Source organism: Seohaeicola nanhaiensis, from assembly GCF_042654245.1.
Taxonomy (GTDB): domain Bacteria; phylum Pseudomonadota; class Alphaproteobacteria; order Rhodobacterales; family Rhodobacteraceae; genus Seohaeicola_A; species Seohaeicola_A nanhaiensis.
The window spans coordinates 1,002,508-1,026,587 of the sequence record NZ_JBHSGI010000002.1; the positions used below are offsets into that span (position 1 = coordinate 1,002,508).

22 protein-coding genes are annotated in these 24,080 nt (G+C 66.5%); 14 read left to right on the forward strand and 8 right to left on the reverse strand.

Translation table 11 applies throughout. The features are described from left to right. Positions 1-5 precede the first annotated feature (5 nt). Positions 6-1,391 (reverse strand): DUF1800 domain-containing protein, encoded by a 1,386-nt coding sequence (locus ACFO5X_RS05065; protein ID WP_380716150.1) that lies wholly within the window; start codon positions 1,389-1,391, stop codon positions 6-8. A 192-nt stretch (positions 1,392-1,583) separates the two neighbouring features. Beyond that, entirely contained in the window at positions 1,584-3,365 is a 1,782-nt protein-coding gene (gene aspS / locus ACFO5X_RS05070; protein WP_380716151.1) for an aspartate--tRNA ligase, read from the reverse strand. Positions 3,366-3,542: 177 nt separating this feature from the next. On the opposite strand from aspS, the gene ACFO5X_RS05075 reads away from it, so the two are divergent. Then, positions 3,543-4,778 (forward strand): class I SAM-dependent methyltransferase, encoded by a 1,236-nt coding sequence (locus ACFO5X_RS05075; protein ID WP_380716152.1) that lies wholly within the window; start codon positions 3,543-3,545, stop codon positions 4,776-4,778. Positions 4,779-4,906: 128 nt separating this feature from the next. After that, on the forward strand, positions 4,907-8,239 hold the full coding sequence (gene carB, locus ACFO5X_RS05080) for a carbamoyl-phosphate synthase large subunit (RefSeq protein ID WP_380716153.1): 3,333 nt from the start codon (positions 4,907-4,909) through the stop codon (positions 8,237-8,239). A gap of 287 nt (positions 8,240-8,526) precedes the next feature. Here the strand turns inward: carB and ACFO5X_RS05085 are convergent, their stop codons facing one another. Continuing rightward, a complete protein-coding gene (locus tag ACFO5X_RS05085) occupies positions 8,527-9,312 on the reverse strand; it encodes a hypothetical protein (protein ID WP_380716154.1) in 786 nt (261 codons plus the stop codon). 330 nt (positions 9,313-9,642) lie between these two features. Between ACFO5X_RS05085 and ACFO5X_RS05090 the strand changes: the two genes are divergently transcribed. The 3 genes from ACFO5X_RS05090 to ACFO5X_RS05100 all read left to right on the forward strand — a co-directional run bounded on the left by ACFO5X_RS05090 (position 9,643) and on the right by ACFO5X_RS05100 (position 11,816). Continuing rightward, positions 9,643-9,891, forward strand: coding sequence for a ParB N-terminal domain-containing protein (locus tag ACFO5X_RS05090; protein ID WP_380716155.1), 249 nt, complete (start codon positions 9,643-9,645; stop codon positions 9,889-9,891). Between the two features lie 157 nt (positions 9,892-10,048). Next, on the forward strand, positions 10,049-11,176 hold the full coding sequence (locus ACFO5X_RS05095; RefSeq protein WP_380716156.1) for a beta-ketoacyl-ACP synthase III: 1,128 nt from the start codon (positions 10,049-10,051) through the stop codon (positions 11,174-11,176). Between the two features lie 58 nt (positions 11,177-11,234). After that, on the forward strand, positions 11,235-11,816 hold the full coding sequence (locus ACFO5X_RS05100; protein ID WP_380716157.1) for a thymidine kinase: 582 nt from the start codon (positions 11,235-11,237) through the stop codon (positions 11,814-11,816). A gap of 84 nt (positions 11,817-11,900) precedes the next feature. On the opposite strand, the gene ACFO5X_RS05105 is transcribed toward ACFO5X_RS05100, so the two are convergent. From ACFO5X_RS05105 to ACFO5X_RS05120, 4 genes are all read right to left on the reverse strand, one after another. After that, the gene (locus ACFO5X_RS05105; RefSeq protein ID WP_380716158.1) at positions 11,901-12,239 is read right to left on the reverse strand and encodes a tRNA-binding protein; all 339 of its coding nucleotides are present in this window, start codon (positions 12,237-12,239) and stop codon (positions 11,901-11,903) included. Next, positions 12,232-13,047 (reverse strand): pyrroline-5-carboxylate reductase, encoded by an 816-nt coding sequence (proC, locus tag ACFO5X_RS05110; RefSeq protein ID WP_380716159.1) that lies wholly within the window; start codon positions 13,045-13,047, stop codon positions 12,232-12,234. Before proC ends, ACFO5X_RS05105 begins: the two co-directional genes overlap by 8 nt. 39 nt (positions 13,048-13,086) lie before the next feature. Further along, the gene (locus ACFO5X_RS05115; RefSeq protein WP_380716160.1) at positions 13,087-13,587 is read right to left on the reverse strand and encodes a type III secretion system chaperone family protein; all 501 of its coding nucleotides are present in this window, start codon (positions 13,585-13,587) and stop codon (positions 13,087-13,089) included. A gap of 223 nt (positions 13,588-13,810) precedes the next feature. Next, positions 13,811-14,074: an accessory factor UbiK family protein gene (locus ACFO5X_RS05120; protein ID WP_380716161.1), complete on the reverse strand. Its 264-nt coding sequence runs from the start codon at positions 14,072-14,074 to the stop codon at positions 13,811-13,813. A 93-nt stretch (positions 14,075-14,167) separates the two neighbouring features. On the opposite strand from ACFO5X_RS05120, the gene lgt reads away from it, so the two are divergent. The 5 genes from lgt to ACFO5X_RS05145 all read left to right on the forward strand — a co-directional run bounded on the left by lgt (position 14,168) and on the right by ACFO5X_RS05145 (position 18,369). Continuing rightward, positions 14,168-15,046, forward strand: coding sequence for a prolipoprotein diacylglyceryl transferase (gene lgt / locus ACFO5X_RS05125; protein WP_380716162.1), 879 nt, complete (start codon positions 14,168-14,170; stop codon positions 15,044-15,046). Further along, complete coding sequence (locus ACFO5X_RS05130) at positions 15,043-16,098, forward strand: class I SAM-dependent methyltransferase (RefSeq protein ID WP_380716163.1); 1,056 nt, start codon at positions 15,043-15,045, stop codon at positions 16,096-16,098. The genes lgt and ACFO5X_RS05130 overlap by 4 nt, the downstream gene beginning before the upstream one ends. Beyond that, complete coding sequence (gene pgeF / locus ACFO5X_RS05135; protein WP_380716164.1) at positions 16,095-16,850, forward strand: peptidoglycan editing factor PgeF; 756 nt, start codon at positions 16,095-16,097, stop codon at positions 16,848-16,850. The genes ACFO5X_RS05130 and pgeF overlap by 4 nt, the downstream gene beginning before the upstream one ends. 250 nt (positions 16,851-17,100) lie before the next feature. Further along, positions 17,101-17,259 (forward strand): hypothetical protein, encoded by a 159-nt coding sequence (locus ACFO5X_RS05140; protein WP_380716165.1) that lies wholly within the window; start codon positions 17,101-17,103, stop codon positions 17,257-17,259. Between the two features lie 321 nt (positions 17,260-17,580). Beyond that, positions 17,581-18,369 (forward strand): Hint domain-containing protein, encoded by a 789-nt coding sequence (locus tag ACFO5X_RS05145; protein WP_380716166.1) that lies wholly within the window; start codon positions 17,581-17,583, stop codon positions 18,367-18,369. Positions 18,370-18,420: 51 nt separating this feature from the next. On the opposite strand, the gene paaZ is transcribed toward ACFO5X_RS05145, so the two are convergent. Continuing rightward, on the reverse strand, positions 18,421-20,448 hold the full coding sequence (gene paaZ / locus ACFO5X_RS05150; protein ID WP_380716167.1) for a phenylacetic acid degradation bifunctional protein PaaZ: 2,028 nt from the start codon (positions 20,446-20,448) through the stop codon (positions 18,421-18,423). A 116-nt stretch (positions 20,449-20,564) separates the two neighbouring features. Here paaZ and paaI point away from each other — a divergent pair, with 116 nt between their 5' ends. Genes paaI through ACFO5X_RS05170 form a run of 4 tightly spaced genes read left to right on the forward strand, consistent with a single transcriptional unit; the run spans position 20,565 to position 24,080 of the window. Continuing rightward, on the forward strand, positions 20,565-20,993 hold the full coding sequence (gene paaI / locus ACFO5X_RS05155; protein ID WP_380716168.1) for a hydroxyphenylacetyl-CoA thioesterase PaaI: 429 nt from the start codon (positions 20,565-20,567) through the stop codon (positions 20,991-20,993). After that, positions 20,994-22,187 (forward strand): 3-oxoadipyl-CoA thiolase, encoded by a 1,194-nt coding sequence (pcaF, locus tag ACFO5X_RS05160; RefSeq protein WP_380716169.1) that lies wholly within the window; start codon positions 20,994-20,996, stop codon positions 22,185-22,187. It abuts the gene before it with no gap. A 1-nt stretch (position 22,188) separates the two neighbouring features. Beyond that, positions 22,189-23,499 (forward strand): phenylacetate--CoA ligase PaaK, encoded by a 1,311-nt coding sequence (paaK, locus tag ACFO5X_RS05165; protein ID WP_380716170.1) that lies wholly within the window; start codon positions 22,189-22,191, stop codon positions 23,497-23,499. Further along, entirely contained in the window at positions 23,499-24,080 is a 582-nt protein-coding gene (locus tag ACFO5X_RS05170; protein ID WP_380716171.1) for a TetR/AcrR family transcriptional regulator, read from the forward strand. The genes paaK and ACFO5X_RS05170 overlap by 1 nt, the downstream gene beginning before the upstream one ends.

A 24,080-nucleotide genomic window follows, 5' to 3' on the forward strand; every position in this document is an offset into this window, starting at 1 on the left:
GTCTCCTATCGGCGCTGAAAAGCGGGCGAGGCCAGCACGAGGCCAACGGCCTCGGCCTCGCTTTCGGCGGCGGCGGCGGCAAACCGCACCGCTTCCGTCGCAAAGCGCCCCAGCGCCTGATTGACGAAGAGGCGCGGATCAGGCAGGGCCGGTCGCAGCATCTGCGGCACGTTTACCGCCCAGATCAGCCGTTCTGCCACGCCCTGCGGCGTCACCCAGGCCTCGTCCTGCTCGGCCCAGCCGTCGGGCCCGTTGGGCGTCAGCCAGGGCTGGCCCATCGTGGCAAGCGGGCTGTCGAAGGTCTGACGGATGTCGCGCGGACGCAGCTGCGCCACCCGTTCGGGCGAGACTGCCAGTGCCCGGAAGGCCGAACCGATGAACTGCTGCGGCGGCTTCACGTTCTGCAGCGGTTCGGACCAGGCGGCCGGATGCGCCAGCATGGCACCATAGACCTCGGCAAGATCGCCGCCGGTGTCGAGGTAGCGGCGCATCATCGCCGACACCAGGCCTGGGTCCGGCGTGTCGGAGACGAAATGCACCGCAAGCTTGCGCGCGATGTGGCCGGCGGTGACAGGGTGCAGCGCCAGGTCGCGCAGCGCCTCATGCACCGCCTCAAGCGTTCCGGGATCGCCGCCGTAGGACTTGCCCAGGACCGTCTCGGATCCGGGTTCGGCAAAGGCCGGACGGAAGGTGAAACCGCCCTTGGCCTGGACGGTCAACCCGGTGAAGAGCTCGGCAAGCTGGCGGACGTCGTCCTGCGTATAGGGTCCGTCGACGCCCATCGTATGCAGTTCCAGCACCTCGCGGGCGAGGTTCTCGTTCAGCCCGCCGAGCGCCTCCTTGTTCTGCGCCGCCCGGCTGTTCGGCCCGACCGAGGTCACCTGATCGAGGTAATGCAGCATCAGCGGGCTGGTCTCGGCGGCGATCAGCAGATCGGCGAAGCGTCCGGCGACATGCGGGCGAATGGTGGTTTCCACATAGGGCGCCATCGCCGAGCGCATCAGACCAACCTTGCCCACGGCGGTGAAATGGTCGGCCCAGAAGGCGACCAGCCGCTCGTGAAAGCCGGTCGGGGTATGGGCCCAGCGCAGCTGCACCCGCATCGCCCAGACCATCGCCTCCTGGTTCTTTTCCAGGCGGGACTTGCGAAAGGCGTCCAATGCGTCCTTCTTGCGGCCCTTCTTGTCCTGATAGCCGGCCTTGCGCAGCGCGCGCGCGCTTTCCAGCCAGGCCTCATGGGCGGTGTAGGAGTCGATAGGGAAGCGTTCGGCCATCGTGTCGGGGCCGCGCAGCGCCTGCACAATGGCGGCGGCCGACTCCGGCGGTGGGATCACCGGCGACAGGCCGCAGCCGAAGCGGATTTCCGCAAGATCCGGAGCAAAACCGACCATGACACCTCACAGCTTTCCCAGGCCCGACGTCGCGGACCTCCCGCAACAATAGGGCGTTTTCCAACAGCGTCATGCGTGAAACGCGCCGGGGCGCGGTTTCCGTCGCAGGATCGGCGGAATGCCGCAGGGACAGCGCGGACCGGGCGACCGCCGCCGGCCGGACCACCCCGAGGGATGGTCCCGGGCGCGCGGTCAGTCGCGCGGGATCACGCGCAGGCCGAGTTCCATCAGCTGGTCGCTGGTGGGCTCGGAGGGCGCGTTCATCATCAGGTCTTCGGCGCGCTGGTTCATCGGGAAGAGGATGACCTCGCGGATGTTCGCGGTATCGGCCAGCAACATGACGATCCGGTCGATCCCTGCGGCGCAGCCGCCGTGGGGCGGGGCGCCATACTGGAAGGCGTTGACCATGCCGCCAAAGCGCTTGGTGACTTCTTCCTTCGGATAGCCGGCGATCTCGAAGGCCTTGAACATGATCTCGGGCTTGTGGTTGCGGATCGCGCCGCTGACCAGTTCATAGCCGTTGCAGGCGAGGTCGTATTGATAGCCCATGACCTTGAGCGGATCGCCGGCCAGCGCCTCCATCCCGCCCTGGGGCATGGAGAAGGGGTTGTGTTCGAAGTCGATCTTGCCGGTTTCCTCGTCCCGGGCGTAGATCGGGAAATCGACGATCCAGGCAAAGGCGAAGCGGTCCTTGTCGGTCAGGCCAAGCTCGTCACCGATGACCGTGCGGGCCTTGCCGGCCACCTTCTGAAAGGCCTCGGGCTTGCCGCCCAGGAAGAAGGCCGCGTCGCCGACGCCAAGGCCGAGCTGCTGGCGGATCGCTTCAGTGCGCTCTTCGCCGATGTTCTTGGCCAGCGGGCCGGCAGCTTCCATGCCGTTCTCGCCATCCCGCCAAAAGATATACCCCATCCCCGGCAGCCCTTCCTTCTGGGCGAAGGCGTTCATGCGGTCGCAGAACTTGCGTGAGCCACCCGTCGGTGCGGGGATGGCGCGGATTTCGGTGCCTTCCTGCTCGAGCAGCTTGGCGAAGATCGCGAAGCCCGAGCCGGCGAAGTGGTCGGAGACCACCTGCATCTTGATCGGGTTGCGCAGGTCAGGCTTGTCGGTGCCGTACCAGAGCGCGGCGTCGCGGTAGGAAATCTGCGGCCAGTCGGCCGGCGCATCCACGCGCTTGCCCTTGCCGAATTCCTCGAAAACGCCGGCGATCACCGGCGAGACGGTGTCGAAGACGTCCTGCTGGGTAACAAAGGACATCTCCATGTCGAGCTGGTAGAAATCGGTGGGCGAACGGTCGGCGCGCGGGTCCTCGTCGCGGAAACAGGGCGCGATCTGGAAATACTTGTCAAAGCCCGAGACCATGAGCAGTTGCTTGAACTGCTGGGGCGCCTGCGGCAGGGCGTAGAACTTGCCCGGATGCAGCCGCGAGGGCACCAGGAAGTCGCGCGCGCCCTCGGGGGAGGAGGCGGTGATGATCGGCGTCTGGAATTCGCGGAAGCCCTTGTCCCACATCCGCTTGCGGATCGAGGCGACGACGTCCGAGCGCAGGACCATGTTCTTCTGCATCGTCTCGCGGCGCAGGTCGAGGAAGCGGTAGCGCAGGCGCGTCTCCTCGGGGTATTCCTGTTCGCCGAAGACCATCAGCGGCAGCTCGCCCGCCGCGCCCAGCACTTCGATGCCGCGGGCGTAGACCTCGATCTCGCCGGTGGCGAGCTTGGGGTTGATCAGGGACTCGTCGCGCGCCTTGACGGTGCCGTCAATGCGGATGCACCACTCGCTGCGCACCTTCTCGACCTCCTTGAAGGCCGGCGAGTCGGGGTCGCAGATCACCTGGGTGATGCCGTAATGGTCGCGCAGGTCGATGAAGAGCACGCCGCCGTGATCTCGCACCCGATGGACCCATCCGGACAGGCGGACGGCCTCTCCGACGTTGGCGGCGGTCAGATCGGCGCAGGTATGGCTGCGATAGGCGTGCATGGCGGGTCCCTTCGGACGATTTCGGACGATCGCGCCGATACACCTTGCCGGGGTCGCCATGTCAAGGGGAAGCGGGCGCGGGCCATCCGGTTAACAAACCGTTAACAAATGATTGGAATCGGTGAGGATCGGTGTATCTTCGTTGGCGGTATTGGATAAACAAGCGGGGGGCCGGCCATGTGGCAGACCGTTTTCGAGACCATGATGTCGCGGCTTGTCCGGACGGGCAGCCTGCGAGTCACCTACCCTGACGGCAGCACATCCCGGTTCGGCGATGGAAGCGGTGGCCTGGAGGCCGCGGTGAAGATCCGGGACGAGGCGACGCTGCGCGCGATCTGCCTGCGGCCCGATCTGGCCCTGGGCGAGGGCTACATGGATGGCCGTATCGAGATCGAGTTCGACGATATCGACAGCCTGGTGCGGCTGGTTCTGCGCAACTGGCGCGACGATGCCTTCCCGCTGTGGGTGCGGGCGGTGAACCGGACACGGTTCAAACTAGGCAATTTCATCCAGAAGAACGATCCGCGCCGGTCCCGGGCGAATGTGGCGCATCACTATGACCTGTCGAACGAGCTGTATCAGCTGTTCCTGGATCAGGACCTGCAGTATTCCTGCGCCTATTTCGCGGACCCGACGATGAGCCTGGAGGCCGCGCAGGCGGCGAAGAAGGCGCATATCGCGGCCAAGCTGCGGATCGAGCCTGGGATGCGCGCGCTGGACATCGGCTGTGGCTGGGGCGGCATGGCGATCACGCTTGCGCGCGACTGGGGCGCGAAGGTGGTCGGCGTCACCCTGTCCGAGAACCAGCTGGCGCTGGCGCAGCAGCGGGTGGCCGCCGCCGGGCTGCAGGACAGGATCGACTTGCGGCTGCAGGATTATCGCCTGCTGGACGAACCCTTTGACAGGATCGTGTCGGTCGGGATGCTGGAGCATGTGGGGCTGCCGCACTACGACACCTATTTCTCGAAGGTGTCCGAGCTGCTGGACCCGGACGGCGTGGCGCTGATCCATACCATCGGGCGCACCGGGCCGCCGATGGCGCAGTCGGAATGGATCAACCGCTATATCTTCCCGGGCGGCTATGTCCCGTCGCTGTCCGAGCTGGCGCCGGCGGTGGAGCGCTCGGGCCTGTGGAACGCCGATATCGAGGTGCTGCGCCTGCATTACGCTCTGACCCTGCGCCACTGGCTGGCGCGGTTCGATTCCCACATGGATGCGGTGAAGAAGCTGTATGACGCGCGGTTCATCCGGATGTGGCGATATTACCTGACCGTCTGCTACCTGGCCTTCGAGGAACAGAAGCAGGCGGTGTTCCAGTTTCAGCTGGCCCACAAGCGCGACGCGGTGCCGATCACGCGCGACTATCTTTATAGCGGAACCGCCGTTTCGGCCGACCGGCGCGCCGCCGAATAGGCAGGCGCCGCGCGGCGCTGTCGCGGCGGTCGGTTCCCCTCTTGCGCCCGCCTTCTCCATGCCTATAACGCAGACAATTTGCGCGCCCCCTCCGGGGCGCGTTGACTCGCACGCAAAGAGGGGCCGACATGCCGAAGAGAACCGATATCAAGTCGATCATGATCATCGGAGCCGGCCCCATCGTCATCGGCCAGGCCTGCGAGTTCGACTACTCGGGTGCCCAGGCCTGCAAGGCGCTGCGGGAAGAGGGATACCGGGTGATCCTGGTCAACTCGAACCCGGCGACGATCATGACCGACCCGGAGCTGGCCGACGCCACCTATATCGAGCCGATCACGCCGGAGATGGTCGCCAAGATCATCGAGAAGGAGCGCCCCGACGCGCTGCTGCCGACCATGGGCGGGCAGACGGGGCTCAACACCTCGCTGGCGCTGGAAGAGATGGGCGTGCTGGAGAAATTCGGCGTCGAGATGATCGGCGCCAAGCGCGCCGCCATCGAGATGGCCGAGGACCGCGCCCAGTTCCGCGAGGCGATGGACCGGATCGGGCTGGAGAACCCCAAGGCGACCATCGTCACCGCGCCGAAGCTGGCGAACGGCAAGCGCGACCTGAAGGCCGGCGTGCAGATCGCGCTGGATGCACTGGAAGAGATCGGCCTGCCCGCCATCATCCGCCCCGCCTTCACCCTGGGCGGCACCGGCGGCGGCGTGGCCTATAACCGCGAGGATTACGAGCATTTCTGCCGTTCGGGCATGGATGCCTCGCCGGTCGGCCAGATCCTGATCGACGAAAGCCTGCTGGGCTGGAAGGAATACGAGATGGAGGTGGTCCGCGACAAGGCGGACAACGCGATCATCGTCTGTTCCATCGAGAACGTCGACCCGATGGGCGTGCACACCGGCGACTCGATCACCGTGGCCCCGGCCCTGACGCTGACCGACAAGGAATATCAGGCGATGCGCAACGGCAGTATCGCCGTTCTGCGCGAGATCGGAGTCGAAACGGGCGGGTCGAACGTGCAATGGGCGATCAACCCGGCGGACGGCCGCATGGTGGTGATCGAGATGAACCCGCGGGTGTCGCGGTCCTCGGCGCTGGCGTCCAAGGCGACCGGTTTCCCGATCGCCAAGATCGCGGCCAAGCTGGCGGTCGGCTATACGCTGGACGAGCTTGACAACGACATCACCAAGGTCACGCCCGCCAGTTTCGAGCCGACCATCGACTATGTCGTGACCAAGATCCCGCGCTTTGCCTTCGAGAAGTTCCCCGGATCCAAGCCCGAGCTGACCACCGCGATGAAATCGGTGGGCGAGGCCATGGCCATCGGCCGCACGATCCACGAGTCAATGCAGAAGGCGCTGGCGAGCCTGGAGACCGGCCTGACCGGCTTTGACGAGATCGCCATTCCCGGCGCACCGGACAAGGCCGCCATCGTCAAGGCGCTGGCCCGCCAGACGCCAGACCGTCTGCGCACCATCGCCCAGGCGATGCGCCACGGGCTGTCGAATGACGAGATCCACGGCGTGACCATGTTCGACCCCTGGTTCCTGGAACGCATCCGCGAGATCGTCGAGGTCGAGGAAAAGCTGAAGAAGCATGGCCTACCCACCACCGAGGAAGGCCTGCGCGCCGTCAAGATGCTGGGCTTTACCGACGCGCGTCTGGGCAAGCTGACGGGCCGGGACGAGGACAACGTGCGCCGCGCCCGCCGCAACCTGGGCGTCAACGCGGTGTTCAAGCGGATCGACACCTGCGCCGCCGAATTCGAGGCGCAGACGCCCTACATGTATTCCACCTATGAGATGCCGATGATGGGCGAGGTGGAATGCGAGGCGCGGCCGTCGAACCGCAAGAAGGTCGTCATTCTGGGCGGCGGTCCCAACCGGATCGGTCAGGGGATCGAGTTCGACTATTGCTGCTGCCACGCCTGCTTTGCGCTGACCGAAGCGGGGTTCGAAACCATCATGGTCAACTGCAACCCCGAGACAGTGTCGACCGATTACGACACCTCGGACCGGCTGTATTTCGAACCGCTGACCTTCGAGCATGTGATGGAAATCCTGAGGGTCGAACAGGAAAACGGCACCCTGCACGGTGTCATCGTCCAGTTCGGCGGCCAGACCCCGCTGAAACTGGCGAACGCCCTACATGACGCCGGAATTCCGATCCTGGGCACCACGCCCGACGCCATCGACCTGGCCGAAGACCGCGAGCGGTTCCAGCAGTTGGTGCAGAAGCTGGGGCTGAAGCAACCCGTCAACGGCATCGCCCATTCCGACGCCGAGGCGCTGGCGATTGCCGCCGATATCGGCTTTCCGCTGGTCATCCGCCCCTCTTACGTGCTGGGTGGCCGCGCGATGGAGATCGTGCGCGACCAGTCGCAGCTGGAGCGGTACATCGCCGAGGCGGTGGTGGTGTCGGGCGACAGCCCGGTCCTGCTGGACAGCTATCTGTCGGGCGCTGTGGAACTCGACGTCGACGCGCTGTGTGACGGCACCCAGGTTCATGTCGCCGGGATCATGCAGCATATCGAAGAGGCCGGCGTGCATTCGGGCGACAGCGCCTGTTCGCTGCCGCCCTATTCGCTGCCCGAGAGCATCATCGCCGAGGTGAAGGTCCAGACCGAGGCGCTGGCGAAGGCGCTGAACGTCGTCGGGCTGATGAACGTGCAGTTCGCGGTGAAGGATGGCGAGATCTACCTGATCGAGGTCAACCCCCGCGCCTCGCGCACGGTGCCCTTCGTCGCCAAGGCGACCGACAGCGCCATTGCCGCCATAGCCGCGCGCGTCATGGCTGGCGAGCCGCTGTCGAACTTCCCGCTGCGCCCGCCCTATGACGCGGACGACGATTACGACACCATCCTGCCGCTGGCCGATCCGCTGACGCTGGTCGATCCGAACATGCCCTGGTTCTCGGTAAAAGAGGCGGTGCTGCCCTTTGCCCGCTTCCCCGGCGTCGACACGATCCTCGGCCCCGAGATGCGCTCGACCGGCGAAGTGATGGGTTGGGACCGCGACTTCCCCCGCGCCTTCCTCAAGGCGCAGATGGGGGCCGGCAACCCGCTGCCGCGCGAGGGCCGCGCCTTCATCTCGATCCGCGACGACGACAAGACGGCGCAGATGCTGGAGGCGGCGCAGATCCTTGTCGCGCAGGGCTTTACGCTGGTGGCGACCCGGGGGACACAATCGTGGCTCAAGGCGCAGGGCGTGCCCTGCGAGCAGGTGAACAAGGTCTACGAGGGCCGTCCCGACATCGTCGACATGATGAAGGACGGCGGGATTCACCTGGTCATGAACACCACCGAAGGCGCGGCGGCTGTCGAAGATTCCAAGTCGATCCGCTCCGTCGCGCTCTATGACAAGATCCCCTATTTCACCACCGCCGCCGGCAGCCACGCCGCCGCGCTGGCGATCAAGGCCCAGGCCGAGGGGGACGTGGGGGTCAAGGCGCTGCAATCGTAGGGCGGGGTTCAACCACCGCCACCTCGGCTCCATACCGCCCAGAGCGGGGCAATTCCCGCCCTGCCCGCCCGGGTTCGGTGCGTGGCGAGCACGCACCCTACATCTTGGTGGGGTGTCGGCGTGGCACGGACCGGCAGCGATCCCGGTAGGGTGCGTGCTCGTCACGCACCATCCCATCTCACCCTATACTCCATCCACCCGGAACAAGCGGGAAAGCCAAAACGCGCCGCTCTAACCAGTTAGCGACAGCCCCGGTCCGGAGCCCGCACGCTGCTACCCGACGTCCCCTATCCCAGCCAACGACGCTTCAGCCGCCTGAGACGCAGCACAGGCAGGACAACCAGCGCGAGCAGACGCATCGCGACCGGATGCGCCCGGCGGAGCATCCGAGTGGCATAGGCATTGGCTTCCTGTTCCTGATCGATGTCCTGTCCGCCCTGATGATGGCCAAAATGATGATGCCCGATCTCGTGATAGAAGGTGCGCTCATGGTCCAGCCAGGAGAACCAGACCAGCGGAAACCGATGTAACGTCGGCCTCCACACAAGCACAATCGCGTCAAACCGGATCGCGTACAAACCGAGGTAATCCAGCTCTGGCCGTCCCAGGATAACATCGACGCGCGTCACGTCTGCAATGGAAAGCTCCTTCGTCCTGCTCCAGCGGTTCATCCGCCGCAGCAGACCCGCCGGTTCAGGCACATCGTCGGCGATATGGACCGGCACACCGCAATCAAGCGTTCCGAAGGGCCGTTCACCGCGCCGCTTGGCCAGCAGTTCGACCGTGCGACGGTGCAAGGGATGCAGGAGTTGCGCCGTGAGTCTCTCGATCTCAGCGCCGAAGGCCTCCGCGTCCACGGCATCCAGCAACGCCAGCAACATGCCGAGATAACGGTCGGACGGCCCGCTCGGCGGCTTGGTCCAGGTGGGAGTGTCGAGCCTTGCTTGAACTGCCGGCGCCGTCATCGCAGGAGTTGCCAGCAACGCGCGCCAGGCCAAGCGGACAGTCCGCGTATCATGTGTCGCGATACCGCGCAGCAGACGGTTCAGGCAGGTTTCGCAATCGTCAGACAACGGTCGCCCCACTTCTCTTAGCCGGAAAGACCGTAACCCATGCACACGCGAGATCAATGCACCCTGGCGTTGCCGGGCGGGGTCGACGCGGCCCACGTGGATCGGCAAACATTCCAAACCACCCGTCGTTCGTCCTAATTCCGCCCCATTCCCCGGCGACTGTTTCCCCAAGGAACACAACGACGGGAACCCGACCATGCGCCTTGCCCTCTTCCTATTCTCGGTGCTCTTCATCGCGGCCTGCAACGGGATCCCTTTCGTTCCGCTGATCTGAGACGCCCGGCTGCATTCTGTGCTGGTCAACCGCGCCGAACAGGCGCAAGGTCGGCCATGCTGAAAAAACTCTCCATTCCCGTTGCGCTGATCCGGGTCCCCGTCAGCCGGCGCCGCGCCTTGAACCTGGATAAGGTCAAGGATCTGGCCCAGAACATCCTTGCGAACGGGCAATCCACGCCGATCCAGATCCGCACCGAGGGCAAGGGCTATATCCTGATCGAAGGGTATCACCGGCTCGAGGCGCTGCGCGCGCTTGGCGAGGAGAATATCGACGCCTATATCGTCAAGGCGCGGCTGCACTGATCCGCCTGCGGGGGCCGGCCGGACGCGGGCCGAAATCACTCTCTGCCTAAATGCTGTAATTCCAACAGCTTGCCCGCCCGCCCCTGCCGGGACAGGCCTCTTGCCCCGGCCCTATCCCAGCGATAGGCTGGCCGATACCGCTCCGGGGAGGACCGCCATGACCCATATCCCAGCCATCACCGGTACCGGCGTCTTCACGCCTTCACAGACCATCACCAACGCCGAGCTGGTCGCCGCCTTCAATGCCTATGCCGAGCGGTTCAACGCCGAGAATGCCGAGGCTATCGCGGCCGGCGAGGTGGAGGCGAAGGCACCTTCCTCCGAGGAATTCATCGTCAAGGCGAGCGGGATCGAACAGCGCTATGTGATGGACAAGTCCGGCGTGCTGGACCCCGCGCGCATGTATCCCGCGCTGCGCCAGCGGTCGGACGACGAACCGGGGATCATGACCGAGATGGGCGCCGATGCCGCCCGCAAGGCGCTGGCCCGGGCGGGGCGCGAGGGGCATGACGTCGATCTGGTGATCTGCGCCGCCTCGAACATGGAGCGCGCCTATCCTGCCGTCGCCATCGAGTTGCAGAAAGAACTGGGCTGCACCGGCTTCGCCTTCGATATGAACGTCGCCTGTTCCTCGGCCACCTTCGGCATTCAGGCCGCCGCCGACATGATCCGCGCGGGGTCGGTCCGGCGGGCGCTGGTGATCGACCCCGAGATCTGCTCGGGTCACCTCGAATGGCGCGACCGGGACTGTCATTTCATCTTTGGCGACGTTGCCACCGCGACGCTGATCGAAAGAGCGGACGACGCGAAGGGCGCGCGGTTCGACATTCTCTCGACGCGCTGCGCCACCGAGTTTTCGAACAACATCCGCAATAACAACGGCTTCCTGCGGCGCTCGCGCCCCGACGGGGTGGCCGACCGGCGCGACATGCAGTTCATGCAGAACGGGCGGAAGGTGTTCAAGGAAGTGGTGCCGATGGTCGGCCAGCACATCCTGGACCACCTTGCCGCCGAGGGCGTCGAGCCGGAGGCGCTGAAGCGGCTCTGGCTGCATCAGGCGAACAAGTCGATGAACGATTTCATCGGCCGCAAGGTTCTGGGCCGCCCGCCCGAGCCGGAGGAACAGCCGAATATCCTGCAGGATTACGCTAATACCTCCTCGGCCGGGTCGATCATCGCCTTCTCAAAGCATTCCGACGATCTGGGCGAGGGCGACCTGGGCCTGATCTGTTCCTTCGGGGCCGGCTATTCCGTCGGGTCGGTGCTGGTGCAGCGCCACCTCTGATCACCTTGATCCCGGCAGCGCGCTTGCCGATAAAGGGCGCGATCTGCCGGAGGATGCCTTGGCCAAGCTCTACTTCAACTATTCGACCATGAACGCCGGCAAGTCGGCGATCCTGCTGCAGGCCTCGCACAATTACCGCGAAAGCGGGATGGAAACCTATCTTCTGACCGCCCGGATCGACGGGCGCGCCGGGACCGGGCGGATCGCCTCGCGGATCGGGATTGCCGCCGAGGCCGATCTGTTTGGGCCGGGGGATGACCTTTTTGCGCGGGTGCAGGCGCGCGGTCCCGTCGCCGCCGTCTTCGTGGACGAGGCGCAGTTTCTGGAACCGGCGCAGGTCTGGCAGCTGGCGCGGGTGGCCGACGACCTGAACGTGCCGGTGCTGGCCTACGGGCTGCGCGTGGACTTCCGGGGCGAGCTGTTTCCCGGGTCGGCCACGCTGCTGGCGCTGGCGGACGATCTGCGAGAGGTGCGCACGATCTGCCATTGCGGGCGCAAGGCGACGATGGTGATCCGCCAGGACGCCGAGGGCCGCGCGATCGTGTCGGGCGAACAGGTGCTGATCGGGGGGAACGAAACCTATGTCTCGCTCTGCCGCCGCCACTGGCGCGCGGCGGTGGGCGACGCCGCCCCCGTCTGAATATCCGTCAGAGCGGGATGCCGCAGGCTTCTTCTCTTTTCAAATACTCCAGGGCGACAGGTTCGCCCGCGCGCGCATGCGCGGTCAGAACAGCCGGCCGCCGTTCGGAACGCCCAGCGTCGGGCCGATCAGCACGACTTCGCCGTCCTGATCCGGCACGCCGAGGACCAGCACTTCCGAGCGCACGGGGCCAATCTGGCGCGGCGGGAAGTTGACCACGGCCAGCACCTGTCTGCCGACCAGCGCCTCGGGCGTGTAGTGCCGGGTGATCTGGGCCGAGGATTTCTTCTCGCCCAGATCGCCGCCGAAATCGACCCAGAGCTTGATGGCGGGCTTGCGCGCCTCGGGGAAGGGTTCGGCGCGAGTCACGGTGCCGACGCGGATCTCGACCTTCTGGAAATCGTCATAGGTGATCTCAGCCACGGGACAGTTCCTTGCTGCGGTTGGTCGCTGCGGCGACAGCGCGGCTCAGCAGGGCGGGGAAGCCGCTGTCCTTGTCCATCAGCACCTCGAGCGCGGCCTGGGTGGTGCCGTTCGGGCTGGTGACGTTGACGCGCAGCTGCGCCGGATCCTCGTCCGCCGTTTCGGCCAGAGCGCCAGCCCCGGCGACGGTCGCCTTGGCCAGCTGCATCGCCAGCGCCTCGGGCAGGCCCTGCGCCACGCCGGCGGCGGCCATCGTTTCGATCAGGTGGAAGACGTAGGCGGGGCCCGAGCCGCTGAGACCGGTCACCGCGTCCATCTGCGCCTCACTGTCCAGCCGCACGGTCTGACCCACGGCCGAGAGCAACGTCTCGGCGCCGTCGAGGTCGGCGACCGAGGCCGAGGCGTTGCCGATCAGCGCGGTGATGCCCCGGCCGATCGCGGCGGGGGTGTTCGGCATGGCGCGCACCAGCGGGGTCTTGTTGCCCAGCACCGCCTCGTAGGCCGAGATCGGCGTGCCGGCGGCGACCGTGACGAAGAGGGTGGCGCCATTGCCGAGCGGTTGCAGCACCGGGAGCGCCTCGCCCATCATCTGCGGCTTGACCGCGATCAGCACCACGGCGGGCGCGAGCGGCACGCCTTCGTTGAGATGGACGCCCTGCGCCTTGAGCCAGTCCGAGGGATGCGGATCGAGCACCCAGACCGAAGCCGGGGGCAGCCCCTGCGCCAGCCAGCCGGTCAGCATGGCCGAGCCCATCTTGCCACAGCCCAGCAGAACCAGCCCGCGGGCGGCGATTTCGTTCATGTCCATGGGTCGTGCCCCTCCCCTGTTGCGGTTCAGGGCACGGGTTTACGCGCGCCCGTAGGCCTCTGCAATGGCGACCTGCATGGCCTGCTTTGGCGTCTTGTTGCCCCAGACAGCCAGCTGGATCGCGGGATAGAAGCGTTCGCAGGCGAGGACGGCCGAGGTGATCATCGTGTCGACCTGCTCGGGCGAGGCCACCTGACCGCCGGCCAGGACGAGGCCGTAGCGGTAGACCATCAGCTTTTGTTCGTCCCACCAGGTGAAGGCGCCGGCCCAGCAGCTGTCGTTCAACTCGTTGAGCAGGGCGTAGAGTTCCGGCAGACGGTCCTCGGGCGGCTCCATCTCGAAGGTGCAGACCAGGCGCAGCGACTCGTCATAGCCCGACCAGGACAGCGAGACGGAATAGGTGCGCCACTGGCCCTCGACGGCCATTGCGATCTGATCGTCGCCAATTCGATCGAAATCCCACTCGTGGTGTTCGGCCAGATGCTCGACGATGTCGATGGGATGGATGTCGTCTTCGAGATACGGCTCGGAAAGTGCCATGGTGCCACCTCAATGTGCTCTAGCGGTCGGGGCTTTTGGATCCCTCTAACGCTAGATGACTGCTCCAATGGGCGGGGCGAACCGCTCTGCCCATACTAGATATGGTGCTGCGTCGCGGCGGCGGTGGCAAGCTTTTATTTGTGGATTACTACGATAAGTTGTGGATAGGAGGTAGGACGCAGCAAGATATCGCCGCGTCCGTCAGCGGTTTCCGCCTGGGCCTTTACGAGGGGGTGCCGTTGGTCTTGTTGCCCGCTTCGAGTGCGGCAATGCGCGCGGACAGGGCGGCGTTTTCCTCGCGCGCTTTCTGGGCCATGGCGCGCACGGCGTCGAACTCTTCCCGGGTCACGAAATCGCGATCGGCGAGCCAGCGGTCGATCATGCCCTTGAAGGCGGTTTCGGCCTCGGTGCGGGCACCCTGTGCCACGCCCATCGCGTTTGTCATCAGCTGCGACAGGTCGTCGAGGATCTTGTTGCGAGTCTGCATGGCGTTCTCCCATTGCTGCGCCTGCTATATGGGCATTCGTCCGCGCCGCGGCAAGGTTGACTTATCCTGTCCGCCACGGGCATTGAAACGGCCATGATCGCCGCCATTCCCTTTCCCGACCTCTCCCCCGACCTGATCTCGGTCACGCTCTGGGGCAGCGAATTTGCGCTGCGCTGGTATGCGCTGGCCTATATCGCGGGCATAGTCATCGCCTGGTGGCTGGCGGTGCGCGCGCTGAAGCGGCCGGCGCTCTGGCCGGGCGAGCCGCCGATGGCGACGAAGCAGGTCGAGGATCTGGTGACCTGGATCGTGCTGGGGGTCATCATCGGCGGGCGGCTTGGGTTCGTGCTGGTCTATCAGCCGGGGCAATACCTGGCGAATCCGGGCGATATCCTGAAGGTCTGGCAGGGTGGCATGTCGTTTCACGGCGGGTTCGCCGGGGTGATCGTTGCGTCGCTGGTCTATACCTGGCGACACCGCATCCCGCGGCTGGCCACGGCCGACCTGATCGCCCATGCGGTGCCGCCGGGGCTGTTGCTGGGGCGGCTGGCGAATTTCATCAATGCCGAGCTGTGGGGCCGGCCCACCGACCTGCCCTGGGGCGTGATCTTTCCCGGCGAGGCGGCGCAGGACTGTCCCGGCGTGCTGACGCTGTGCGCGCGCCATCCGTCGCAGCTGTACGAGGCGGCGCTGGAGGGGCTGATCCTGGGCGCCCTCCTGCTGTGGCTGGTCTACCGGCGCGGGGCGTTCAAATCGCCGGGGCTGGTGCTGGGCGTGTTCATGGCCGGATACGGGCTGGCGCGGTTCCTGGTAGAATTCGTCCGCCAGCCGGATGCGCAGTTCGTGAGTGATGGCAATCCGCTGGGGCTGGCCTTCCATGTCGGCGGATGGGGTCTGACCATGGGGCAGGCGTTGTCGCTGCCGATGATCGCGCTTGGCCTCTGGTTTGCGCTGAGGGCGCGGCGGGCGTGACCCTGACGGACTATCTGATCGCGCGGATCCGGGCGTCGGGGCCGCTGAGCATGGCCGATTACATGGCGGATTGCCTGCTGCATCCGCAGTTCGGCTATTACAGCACGCGCGATCCCTTCGGGGCGGCCGGCGATTTCGTGACCGCGCCGGAGATCAGCCAGATGTTCGGCGAGCTGATCGGGCTGGCGCTGGCGCAGGCCTGGCTGGATCAGGCCGCGCCGGGCCGTTTCGTGCTGGCCGAGCTTGGCCCCGGCCGCGGGACGCTGATGGCCGACGCGCTTCGCGCCACGGCGCGGGTGCCGGGGTTTGTTCAGGCCGCAGAGGTCTGGCTGGTCGAGGCCTCGGCCAGCCTGCGCGCGCGGCAGCGGAAGGTGCTGGCCGGGCATAACGTGCAATGGGTCGACAGCGTCGCCGGGCTGCCCGAGGCGCCGCTGTATCTGGTGGCCAACGAGTTCTTCGACGCCCTGCCCGTGCGCCAGTTCCAGCGCGAGGGCGACGGCTGGCGCGAGCGGCGCGTGGGTTTGGAGGGTGGCGTGCTGACGCTGGGCCTGGCGGGGGCCGGACCGCAGGCGGCGCTGTCGCATAGGCTGGCCGATACGAAGGACGGCGATATCGTCGAGCTGTGCCCCGCGGCCACGCCGATCCTGGGCGAAGTGGCGCGCCGGATCGCGCGCAACGGGGGCGCGGCGCTGATCGTGGATTACGGCGACTGGCGATCGCTGGGCGATACAGTGCAGGCGCTGAAGGCGCACCGGCCGGTGCCGGTTCTGGAAACACCGGGCGAGGCCGACCTGACCGCGCATGTCGATTTCGAGGTGTTGTCGCAGGCCGCGCAGGCGGAGGGATGCGCCGCAAGCCGGATGACCCCGCAGGGACTCTTCCTGGAACGTCTGGGCATTACGGCGCGCGCCGAGACACTGGCGCGCGCGGACGCCGAGGGGACCGCCGCCGCACATCGGCGGTTGACGCACCCCGATGAAATGGGAAACCTGTTCAAGGTGCTGGGCCTCTGCCCGCCCGGCGCGCCACCCCTGGCGGGACTTGACCCATGACGCTGGAAATCCTGACCTCTGACGATCTTTCCCCGCTACGGCACGGGTTCTTCACGCGCAGGGGCGGGGCATCGTCGGGCATATTCTCGGGCCTGAACTGCGGCACCGGCTCTTCGGACCAGACCGAGGCGGTGGTGATCAACCGCGCGCGGGTGGCCGAGGCGATGGGTGTCGCGCCCGAGGCGCTGATCGGGGTGCATCAGGCGCACACGGCCGATGTGATCACCGTGACCGGCCCGCTGGCCGAAAAGCCGCGCGCGGATGGCATGGTGACCAATGTGCCGGGCCTCGCGCTGTCGATCCTGACCGCAGACTGCCAGCCGGTGTTGTTCGTCGACCATCAGGCGCAGGTGATCGGCGCGGCCCATGCCGGGTGGCGCGGCGCGCTGGACGGCGTGCTGGAGGCGGTGCTGGACGCGATGGAAACGCTGGGGGCCGACCGCGAATCGACCGTCGCGGTGATCGGCCCGACGATCAGCCAGCGCAGCTATGAGGTCGGGCCCGAGTTCTTCGAGACTTTCCTGGCCGAAGATGCGGAATACGCCCGCTTTTTCGCGGGCGGCGAAGGCGACCGGATGCTCTTCGATCTGCCGGGCTTCGGGCTGTATCGCCTGCGCCGCGCGGGGATCGGCGAGGCGCAATGGACGCGTCACTGCACCTATTCCGATCCCGCCCGGTTCTATTCGTACCGGCGCAGCACCCACGCGAAGGAAGCGGACTACGGACGCCTGATTTCGGCCATCCGGCTGTAACTGCGGCGCAATTGCGGCGCGGTGCGCTGCAATCCTGACATATTCGCCAGCGGCAAGGCCGCGACCCTGTGTGGGATTCAGCGGGATTCGCGCATATTCCGGGCGCTTGCGCCGATGTGGCGTAACGGACGCGATTGTCTGCGTTTTGAAAACGCTGCGGCCACGAATTTCCCTCAATCGGCCCCAAACCCGCCCGAAACCCGGATCAAAGTCAGTCTCAAGTGCAGCAGGCAACGAACAGGAACACGGCATGAAACCCCAGAAACGCTTCATCAAGTCCGTCGTGGACACCGCGCGCAAATCCGAGGTTTCGTTGCCGTGGACCCGCGGCACGCGCCGCGCCGAATTCATCGCCCGCCGCATGGCGGCCACCGCTGCGGCGACGCCGCAACCGGCCAAGGCCAGCTGAGTTCCCTCCTCCAGGATCCTCTCGCCGGACGCTGCCCTGATCGGCGAGAGTAAGAGCCCGCCCCGCCCCCACGCGGGGCGGGTTTTTTCTTTTTTGGTGATTCGCAGAGATTGTGGCAGCGCACCCCCGGGGTCGAGAAACAGTGCCGCCAGTCAACCTCGGATTGCATTCATCTTTGGAACAGTGCCTTTGAATTCTTGACAAATTAAGCGAAAAACCGCCATACAGACCTCACTTCAGATCACCACAACTCGTGTCGATTTGTCGTTGTCGGTGGGGGCCGGCGAGAAATACGACCCTGTACGCAAAGGGCCGAACCAGATGACGATCCCCACCTCGCTTGCGCGGGTTGCGCAAGGTGCTGCCAGCACGTCTTCCCCTGTCCTGTCCGATCCCGCTGCCCTGCGCACCCAGCAGCGCCAGCAGCTGCGCCGGTATGAGGTCAGCGCGCTTCAGCCCGACGGATCGGTTGCCGAGGTTCGCCACATCGCCCCTGCCCTGCCGCTGTTCGAGGATGCCTTCTGCGCCTTCTCGCGCGGGTCGCTGATCGAGACCGAACATGGGCCGGCGGCCATCGAGGACATCCAGCCGGGCGAGCGGGTGATCACTGCCGACGGGCATGTGCAGCCCCTGCTCTGGAAGGGCAGTACGGTGATCGTCCCGGGCCGTCCCGGCCCGAACGGGCGCAATATGCGCCTGACCCGTATCATGGCGGACAGTTTCGGGATGCAGCGGCCCTATTCCTTCGTGCTGGCCGGCCCTTCGGCCCGGCTGCTCGGGACGCCGGCGCACCTGCGCGCCGAGGCCAATGGCGCGCCGATGCTGACGCCGGTGCAGGAATTCGTCGACGGCAACAACGTGGTCGAGACCGCGCCGCCGACCGCCGTGGAGCTGTTTCACATCTGCCTGAAGCGGCACACCACCATCCGCATCGGCGGACTGGAGTTCGAGACCTATCACCCCGGCCCGCACGCGCCGCGGATGATCAGCCATTCGATGCGGTCGCTGTTCTTCAACATGTTCCCGCATATCGGCATGTTCGGTGATTTCGGCCCGCTGGCCTATACGCGTGCCGGCGAGAGCCAGCGGCCCAGTGCGATGATCGCCTGAGATTGCAGAAGGCGATTGAAGGGCGCGGTCAAACCGCGCCCTTTTTGCGTTCTACCGGTCGTACGCCACCATGGTCAGCAGCTCGTATTGCGCGACCTGTTCGCCGTTCTGGTTGGTCAGCGTCACTGCCCAGGCGACTTCGCCATAGGTGTCGGTGCGCTGGGTCTTGCGCTTGCAGACGAGACGGACAGCGATGCTGTCGCCCGGGCTGACCGGTTTCTGGAAGCTGAGGCCGTTGAGGCCGGTATTGGCCAGCACCGGCCCCGGGTCGGGCTGCACGAACAGCCCCGCCGCGAAGCTGAGCAGCAGGTAGCCGTGGGCCACGCGCCCCGGGAAGAAGGGATTCGCCTTGGCCGCGTCTTCATCCATGTGGGCATAGAAGGTGTCGCCGGTGAAATGGGCGAAATGCTCGATATCCTCGAGCGTGACCTCGCGCGGCTTGGTGTGCAGGGTCTCGCCGATGGCGATTTCGCGGAAGGTGCGCTGGAACGGGTGCGCCGGGCCTTCGATCTCTTTCGCGCCGGGCTGCCATTGGCCGGTGATCGCGGCGATCACGTCGGGGCTGCCCTGGATGGCGGTGCGCTGCATGTAGTGCAGCACGCCGCGGATGCCGCCCAGTTCCTCGCCGCCGCCGGCGCGGCCCGGGCCGCCGTGGACCATGTGGGGCATCGGTGCGCCGTGGCCGGTGGCCTCTTTCGCGTTGGAGCCGCCGACAATGTAGAGCCGGCCGTGCCAGGCGGCGCTGTCGAGCGCGACCTGCCGGGCGACGCCGGGATCGGCGGTGAAGAGCGAGGCCACCAGCGAGCCGCCGCCGCGGTTGGCAAGCCGGGTGGCATGGCCGAGGTCGCGGTAGGGCATGAGGGTCGAGACCGGGCCGAAGGCCTCGATCTCGTGCACGCGGGTTGCCGCGTCGGGGTCGTCGCATTGCAGCAGCGTCGGGGCGAGGAAGGCGCCTTCAGGTCCGGCACCAGTCAGCGCGGGATTGGCCGGGTCGCCGGTCAGGCGGCGGGTCTCGGACGACAGGGCGGCGATGCGGTCCAGCACGTCGGCCTTCTGTTCGGCCGAGGCGAGCGCGCCCATGCGCACGCCCTCGGCATCCGGCGCGCCTATGGTGATCCCTTCAAGCCGCCCGATCAGCGCGTCGCGCACCGGGCCAACCATGGCCTCCGGGACGATGATCCGGCGGATCGCGGTGCATTTCTGCCCGGCCTTTGTGGTGATCTCGTTCGTCACCTCGCGCAGGAAGGCATCGAATTCGGGACTGTCCGATCCCGCGTCGGGGCCGAGGATCGTGGCGTTGAGGCTGTCCTGTTCGGAGTGGAATCGCACCGAATTGCGCAGCAGCTCGGGCTTGGACCGCAGCATCAGCGCGGTGTCGGCGGAGCCGGTGAAGCTGACCACATCCTGCGCGCCGAGATGGTCGAGCATGTCGCCCAGACCGCCGATCACCAGCTGCACCGCGCCCTCGGGCACCAGACCCGATTCCACGATCATGCGGAAGCAGGCCTCTGTCATGTAGCAGGTCTGGGTTGCCGGCTTGACGATGGCGGGCATCCCGGCCAGCAGCGTCGGGGCCAGCTTTTCCAGCATTCCCCAGACCGGGAAGTTGAAGGCGTTGATATGCACCGCGACGCCTTGCAGCGGGACCGAGATGTGCTGGCCGAGGAACCCACCGGATTTCGACAGGCTTTCGGTCTCGCCGTCGATATAGACGTGGCCATCGGGCATTTCGCGGCGGCCCTTGGCGGCCATCACCATCATGGTGCCGATGCCGCCTTCGATATCGACCGCGCCGTCGCGCCGGGTGGCGCCGGTCAGGCCGTTGAGGGCGTAGAGTTCTTCCTTGCGCCCGCCGATGTAGGTGGCCAGCGCCTTGAGCATCTTGGCCCGTTCGTGGAAGGTCATCGCGCGCAGGGCCGGGCCGCCGGTGGTCCGCGCCCAGTCCAGCATTGCCTGCGTGTCGAGCGGCGCGCCGCCGGCCTCGGCAATCTGTGTGGCGGTGACTGGACCGTGGATGGCGCGGGCATCGCGGCCCGGTTCGATCCAGCGGGCGGCGGCGTAACTGGCGGGTCTGAGCATGTTTTGTCCTCCTCGGGGATTCGCCGGCAGAGTGGACCCTGCCGCGGGGGAAATCAACACTCTTGACCGTGCGGTCGGCTTTGTGCAAGTTGACCGGGACCAGGGGAGGGTTGGGGATGACACCACAGGAACGCGCCGAGAAGAGCGCCGAGGCGATGTGGGCGACCGATTCCGCGTCGAAATGGCTGGGGATGTCGCTGGATGCAGTCGGCCCCGGCACGGCGACCATGTCGTTCACGGTGCAGGAGCATCACCTGAACGGACACCGCATCTGTCATGGCGGCTATATCTTCACATTGGCCGACAGTGCCTTTGCCTTTGCCTGCAACAGCTACAACCAGGTGACGGTTGCGCAGACCAACAGCATCACCTTTGTGTCGCCCGGCCAGCCCTATGAGCAGTTGACGGCCCGCGCCACGGAAGTATCGAGGAGCGGACGCTCGGGCGTCTATGACATCACCGTGACCGGAGAGGACGGACGCACGGTCGCGCTGTTCCGCGGCCAGTCCCGGACCCTCAAAGGCCAGAATTTCAAGGAGACCTGAATGACCCATGCCTATCTCTGCGACGGGCTGCGCACGCCCATCGGCCGCTACGCCGGCTCGCTTTCTTCTGTGCGCCCCGACGACCTGCTGGCCGGGGTGATCAAGGCGGTGATGGACCGCAACGCCGGGCTGGTGGTGGACGAGGTGCTGGCCGGCTGCGCCAACCAGGCAGGCGAGGACAACCGCAACGTCGCGCGCATGTCGGCGCTGTTGGCCGGGCTGCCCGACACGGTGCCGGGCGCGACGATCAACCGGCTGTGCGGATCGGGGCTGGATGCCGTCGGGTCTGCCGCGCGCGCCGTGCGCACGGGCGAGGCGGACGTGGTCATTGCCTGTGGCGTCGAGAGCATGAGCCGCGCGCCGCTGGTCATGCCCAAGGCCGACAGCGCCTTTTCGCGCCGGGCCGAGATCTATGACACGACCATCGGCTGGCGGTTCGTCAACAAGGCGATGCACAAGCATTACGGCACCGACTCGATGCCCGAGACGGCCGAGAACGTTGCCGCCGACTACAACATCGACCGCTCCGCGCAGGATGCCTTTGCCCTGCGGTCGCAGCAGAAGGCGCTGAAGGCGATTGCCTCGGGCCGGATGGCGCAGGAGATCGCGCCGGTCTCGATCCGCCAGCGCAAGGGCGATCCGGTGATCGTCGACACCGACGAGCACCCGCGCGACACCACGCTGGAGAAACTCGCGGCGCTGCCGACGCCCTTCCGCGAGGGCGGTACGGTGACGGCGGGCAACGCGAGCGGCGTCAACGACGGTGCGGCGGCGGTGATTGTCGCCTCGGAATCGGCGGTGAAGAAATACGGCCTGACGCCGCGCGCGCGAATCACGGGCATGGCGACGGTCGGCGTGCCGCCACGGATCATGGGCATCGGCCCGGCGCCGGCGGTCGAACGTCTGATGGCGCAGCACGGGCTGAGCATCGGTGACATCGACCTGATCGAGCTGAACGAGGCCTTTGCCGCGCAGGGGCTGGCAGTGATGCGCCAGCTGGGCCTGGCCGACGACGCCGAGCATGTGAACCCGAACGGCGGCGCGATCGCGCTGGGCCACCCGCTGGGCATGTCGGGCACCCGGCTGGCGCTGACCGCCTCGCAGCAGATGGTCAACGAGGGGCTCAACCGCGCCATCTGCACCATGTGCATCGGCGTCGGTCAGGGCATCGCCGTTCTGCTGGAAAAGGTGTAACATGAAGGACCTCACGCCGCGTCGCGAAGACCTGAACCCGATCGAGATTGCCAGCCGCGACGAGATCGCGGCGCTGCAGCTGGAGCGGATGAAGTGGTCGCTGTCTCATGCCTATGAGAACGTGCCCCACTACAGGGCCAGCTTCGACGCGGCGGGGGTCCATCCGGACGATCTGAAGAGCCTGGCCGATCTGGCCAGGTTCCCCTTCACGGTGAAGCAGGATCTGCGCGCGAACTACCCCTTTGGCATGTTCGCGATCCCTCGGGAGAAGGTGCGGCGGATCCATGCGTCGTCGGGGACGACGGGGCAGCCGACGGTTGTCGGCTATTCCGACAATGACCTGAAGGTCTGGGGCGAGGTGGTGGCGCGGTCATTGCGCGCCTCGGGTCTGTGCCCCGGCGACATCCTGCACAACGCCTATGGCTATGGGCTGTTCACCGGCGGGCTTGGCATCCACCTGGGCGCGGATGCCCTGGGGCTGACCACGGTGCCGGTCTCGGGCGGGATGACCCAGCGGCAGGTGCGGCTGATCGAGGATTTCCAGCCCAAGGGGATCACGGTGACCCCGTCCTATGCGCTGTCGATCCTCGACGAATACGCGGCGCAGGGGCTGGACCCGCGGGACAGCTCGCTGGAGGTGGGCATCTTCGGGGCCGAGCCCTGGACGAATGCGATGCGCAAGGAGATCGAGGCCGCCTTCGACATGCACGCGGTCGATATCTACGGGCTTTCGGAAGTCATGGGCCCCGGCGTTGCCAACGAATGCGTGGAAACCAAGGACGGGCTGCACATCTGGGAGGATCACTTCTATCCCGAGGTGATCGACCCGGTGACCGGCGCGGTGCTGCCGGATGGCGAGCAGGGCGAGCTGGTGTTCACCTCGCTGTCGAAGGAGGCCTTCCCGATCATCCGCTACCGCACGCGCGATCTGACGCGGCTGCTGCCGGGAACGGCGCGGTCGATGCGGCGGATGGAGAAGATCACCGGACGGTCGGACGACATGATCATCCTGCGCGGCGTCAATGTCTTCCCGACCCAGATCGAGGAACAGCTGATCGCGGTCGAAGGGCTGGCGGCGCATTTCCAGATCCACCTGGCGCGGCCCGGACGGATGGACGAGCTGACCGTGCGCTGCGAGGCGGTGGAGGGCCATACTTCGGACGATGCGCGCAAGGCGGCGGCGAAGGATCTGGCCCATCGCGTCAAGGCGACGGTGGGGATCAGCATCAGGGTCGAGGTGGCCGACCCAGGCGGGGTCGAGCGCAGCCAGGGCAAGGCGGTGCGGATCGTCGACACCCGCCCCAAGAGCTGATGCCGCGCGGCGTCGCACGCGACCACGACGAGAAACGCGCCGCCCTGCGCAAGGGGGCGGCGCAGTATTTCGCGCAGATGGGCTATGACCGCGCCTCGATGACCGGCGCGGCGAAGACCTGCGGCGTGTCCAAGGCGCTGCTCTATCACTACTACGCCAGCAAGGAGGCGCTGCTCTTCGACATTCTCGAAGATCATCTGGCCGGTCTGGTGGACCGCGCCGAAACCGCGCGGGATGAGGGTATCACCGGGCTGATCCGTGAGATCCTGGCCGCCTATGCCGATGCGGACGCCGAGCACAAGCTGCAGATCGACGCCCTTGCGACCCTGCCGCCCGAGATGCAGGCGCCGCTGATCGCCCTGCAGCGCGAGTTGGTCAGCCTGATGGGCGAGGCGGTGCGCGCGCGGCGCGGCGATCTGAGCGCCGACCGGCTGCGCGCGGCGACCATGTCGGTCTTTGGCCTGCTGAACTGGTTCTACATGTGGCACCGCCCCGGCAAGGGGCTGAGCCGCGACCAATATGCCGAGCTGGCCGCCGAATTCGTGCTGGGCGGGCTGGCCGGGCTGTCGGCGGCAGACTGA

Bases quoted from the DNA above. Each gene is read 5' to 3' on its own strand.
- paaZ (WP_380716167.1), bottom strand. From the start codon at position 20,448: ATGCTCAGACCCGCCAGTTACGCCGCCGCCCGCTGGATCGAACCGGGC.
- paaK (WP_380716170.1), top strand. From the start codon at position 22,189: ATGAAGGACCTCACGCCGCGTCGCGAAGACCTGAACCCGATCGAGATT.
- ACFO5X_RS05115 (WP_380716160.1), bottom strand. From the start codon at position 13,587: ATGGCACTTTCCGAGCCGTATCTCGAAGACGACATCCATCCCATCGAC.
- lgt (WP_380716162.1), top strand. From the start codon at position 14,168: ATGATCGCCGCCATTCCCTTTCCCGACCTCTCCCCCGACCTGATCTCG.
- pgeF (WP_380716164.1), top strand. From the start codon at position 16,095: ATGACGCTGGAAATCCTGACCTCTGACGATCTTTCCCCGCTACGGCAC.
- ACFO5X_RS05120 (WP_380716161.1), bottom strand. From the start codon at position 14,074: ATGCAGACTCGCAACAAGATCCTCGACGACCTGTCGCAGCTGATGACA.
- ACFO5X_RS05095 (WP_380716156.1), top strand. From the start codon at position 10,049: ATGACCCATATCCCAGCCATCACCGGTACCGGCGTCTTCACGCCTTCA.
- ACFO5X_RS05145 (WP_380716166.1), top strand. From the start codon at position 17,581: ATGACGATCCCCACCTCGCTTGCGCGGGTTGCGCAAGGTGCTGCCAGC.
- ACFO5X_RS05075 (WP_380716152.1), top strand. From the start codon at position 3,543: ATGTGGCAGACCGTTTTCGAGACCATGATGTCGCGGCTTGTCCGGACG.
- ACFO5X_RS05140 (WP_380716165.1), top strand. From the start codon at position 17,101: ATGAAACCCCAGAAACGCTTCATCAAGTCCGTCGTGGACACCGCGCGC.
- aspS (WP_380716151.1), bottom strand. From the start codon at position 3,365: ATGCACGCCTATCGCAGCCATACCTGCGCCGATCTGACCGCCGCCAAC.
- pcaF (WP_380716169.1), top strand. From the start codon at position 20,994: ATGACCCATGCCTATCTCTGCGACGGGCTGCGCACGCCCATCGGCCGC.
- paaI (WP_380716168.1), top strand. From the start codon at position 20,565: ATGACACCACAGGAACGCGCCGAGAAGAGCGCCGAGGCGATGTGGGCG.
- carB (WP_380716153.1), top strand. From the start codon at position 4,907: ATGCCGAAGAGAACCGATATCAAGTCGATCATGATCATCGGAGCCGGC.
- ACFO5X_RS05065 (WP_380716150.1), bottom strand. From the start codon at position 1,391: ATGGTCGGTTTTGCTCCGGATCTTGCGGAAATCCGCTTCGGCTGCGGC.
- proC (WP_380716159.1), bottom strand. From the start codon at position 13,047: ATGGACATGAACGAAATCGCCGCCCGCGGGCTGGTTCTGCTGGGCTGT.
- ACFO5X_RS05170 (WP_380716171.1), top strand. From the start codon at position 23,499: ATGCCGCGCGGCGTCGCACGCGACCACGACGAGAAACGCGCCGCCCTG.
- ACFO5X_RS05090 (WP_380716155.1), top strand. From the start codon at position 9,643: ATGCTGAAAAAACTCTCCATTCCCGTTGCGCTGATCCGGGTCCCCGTC.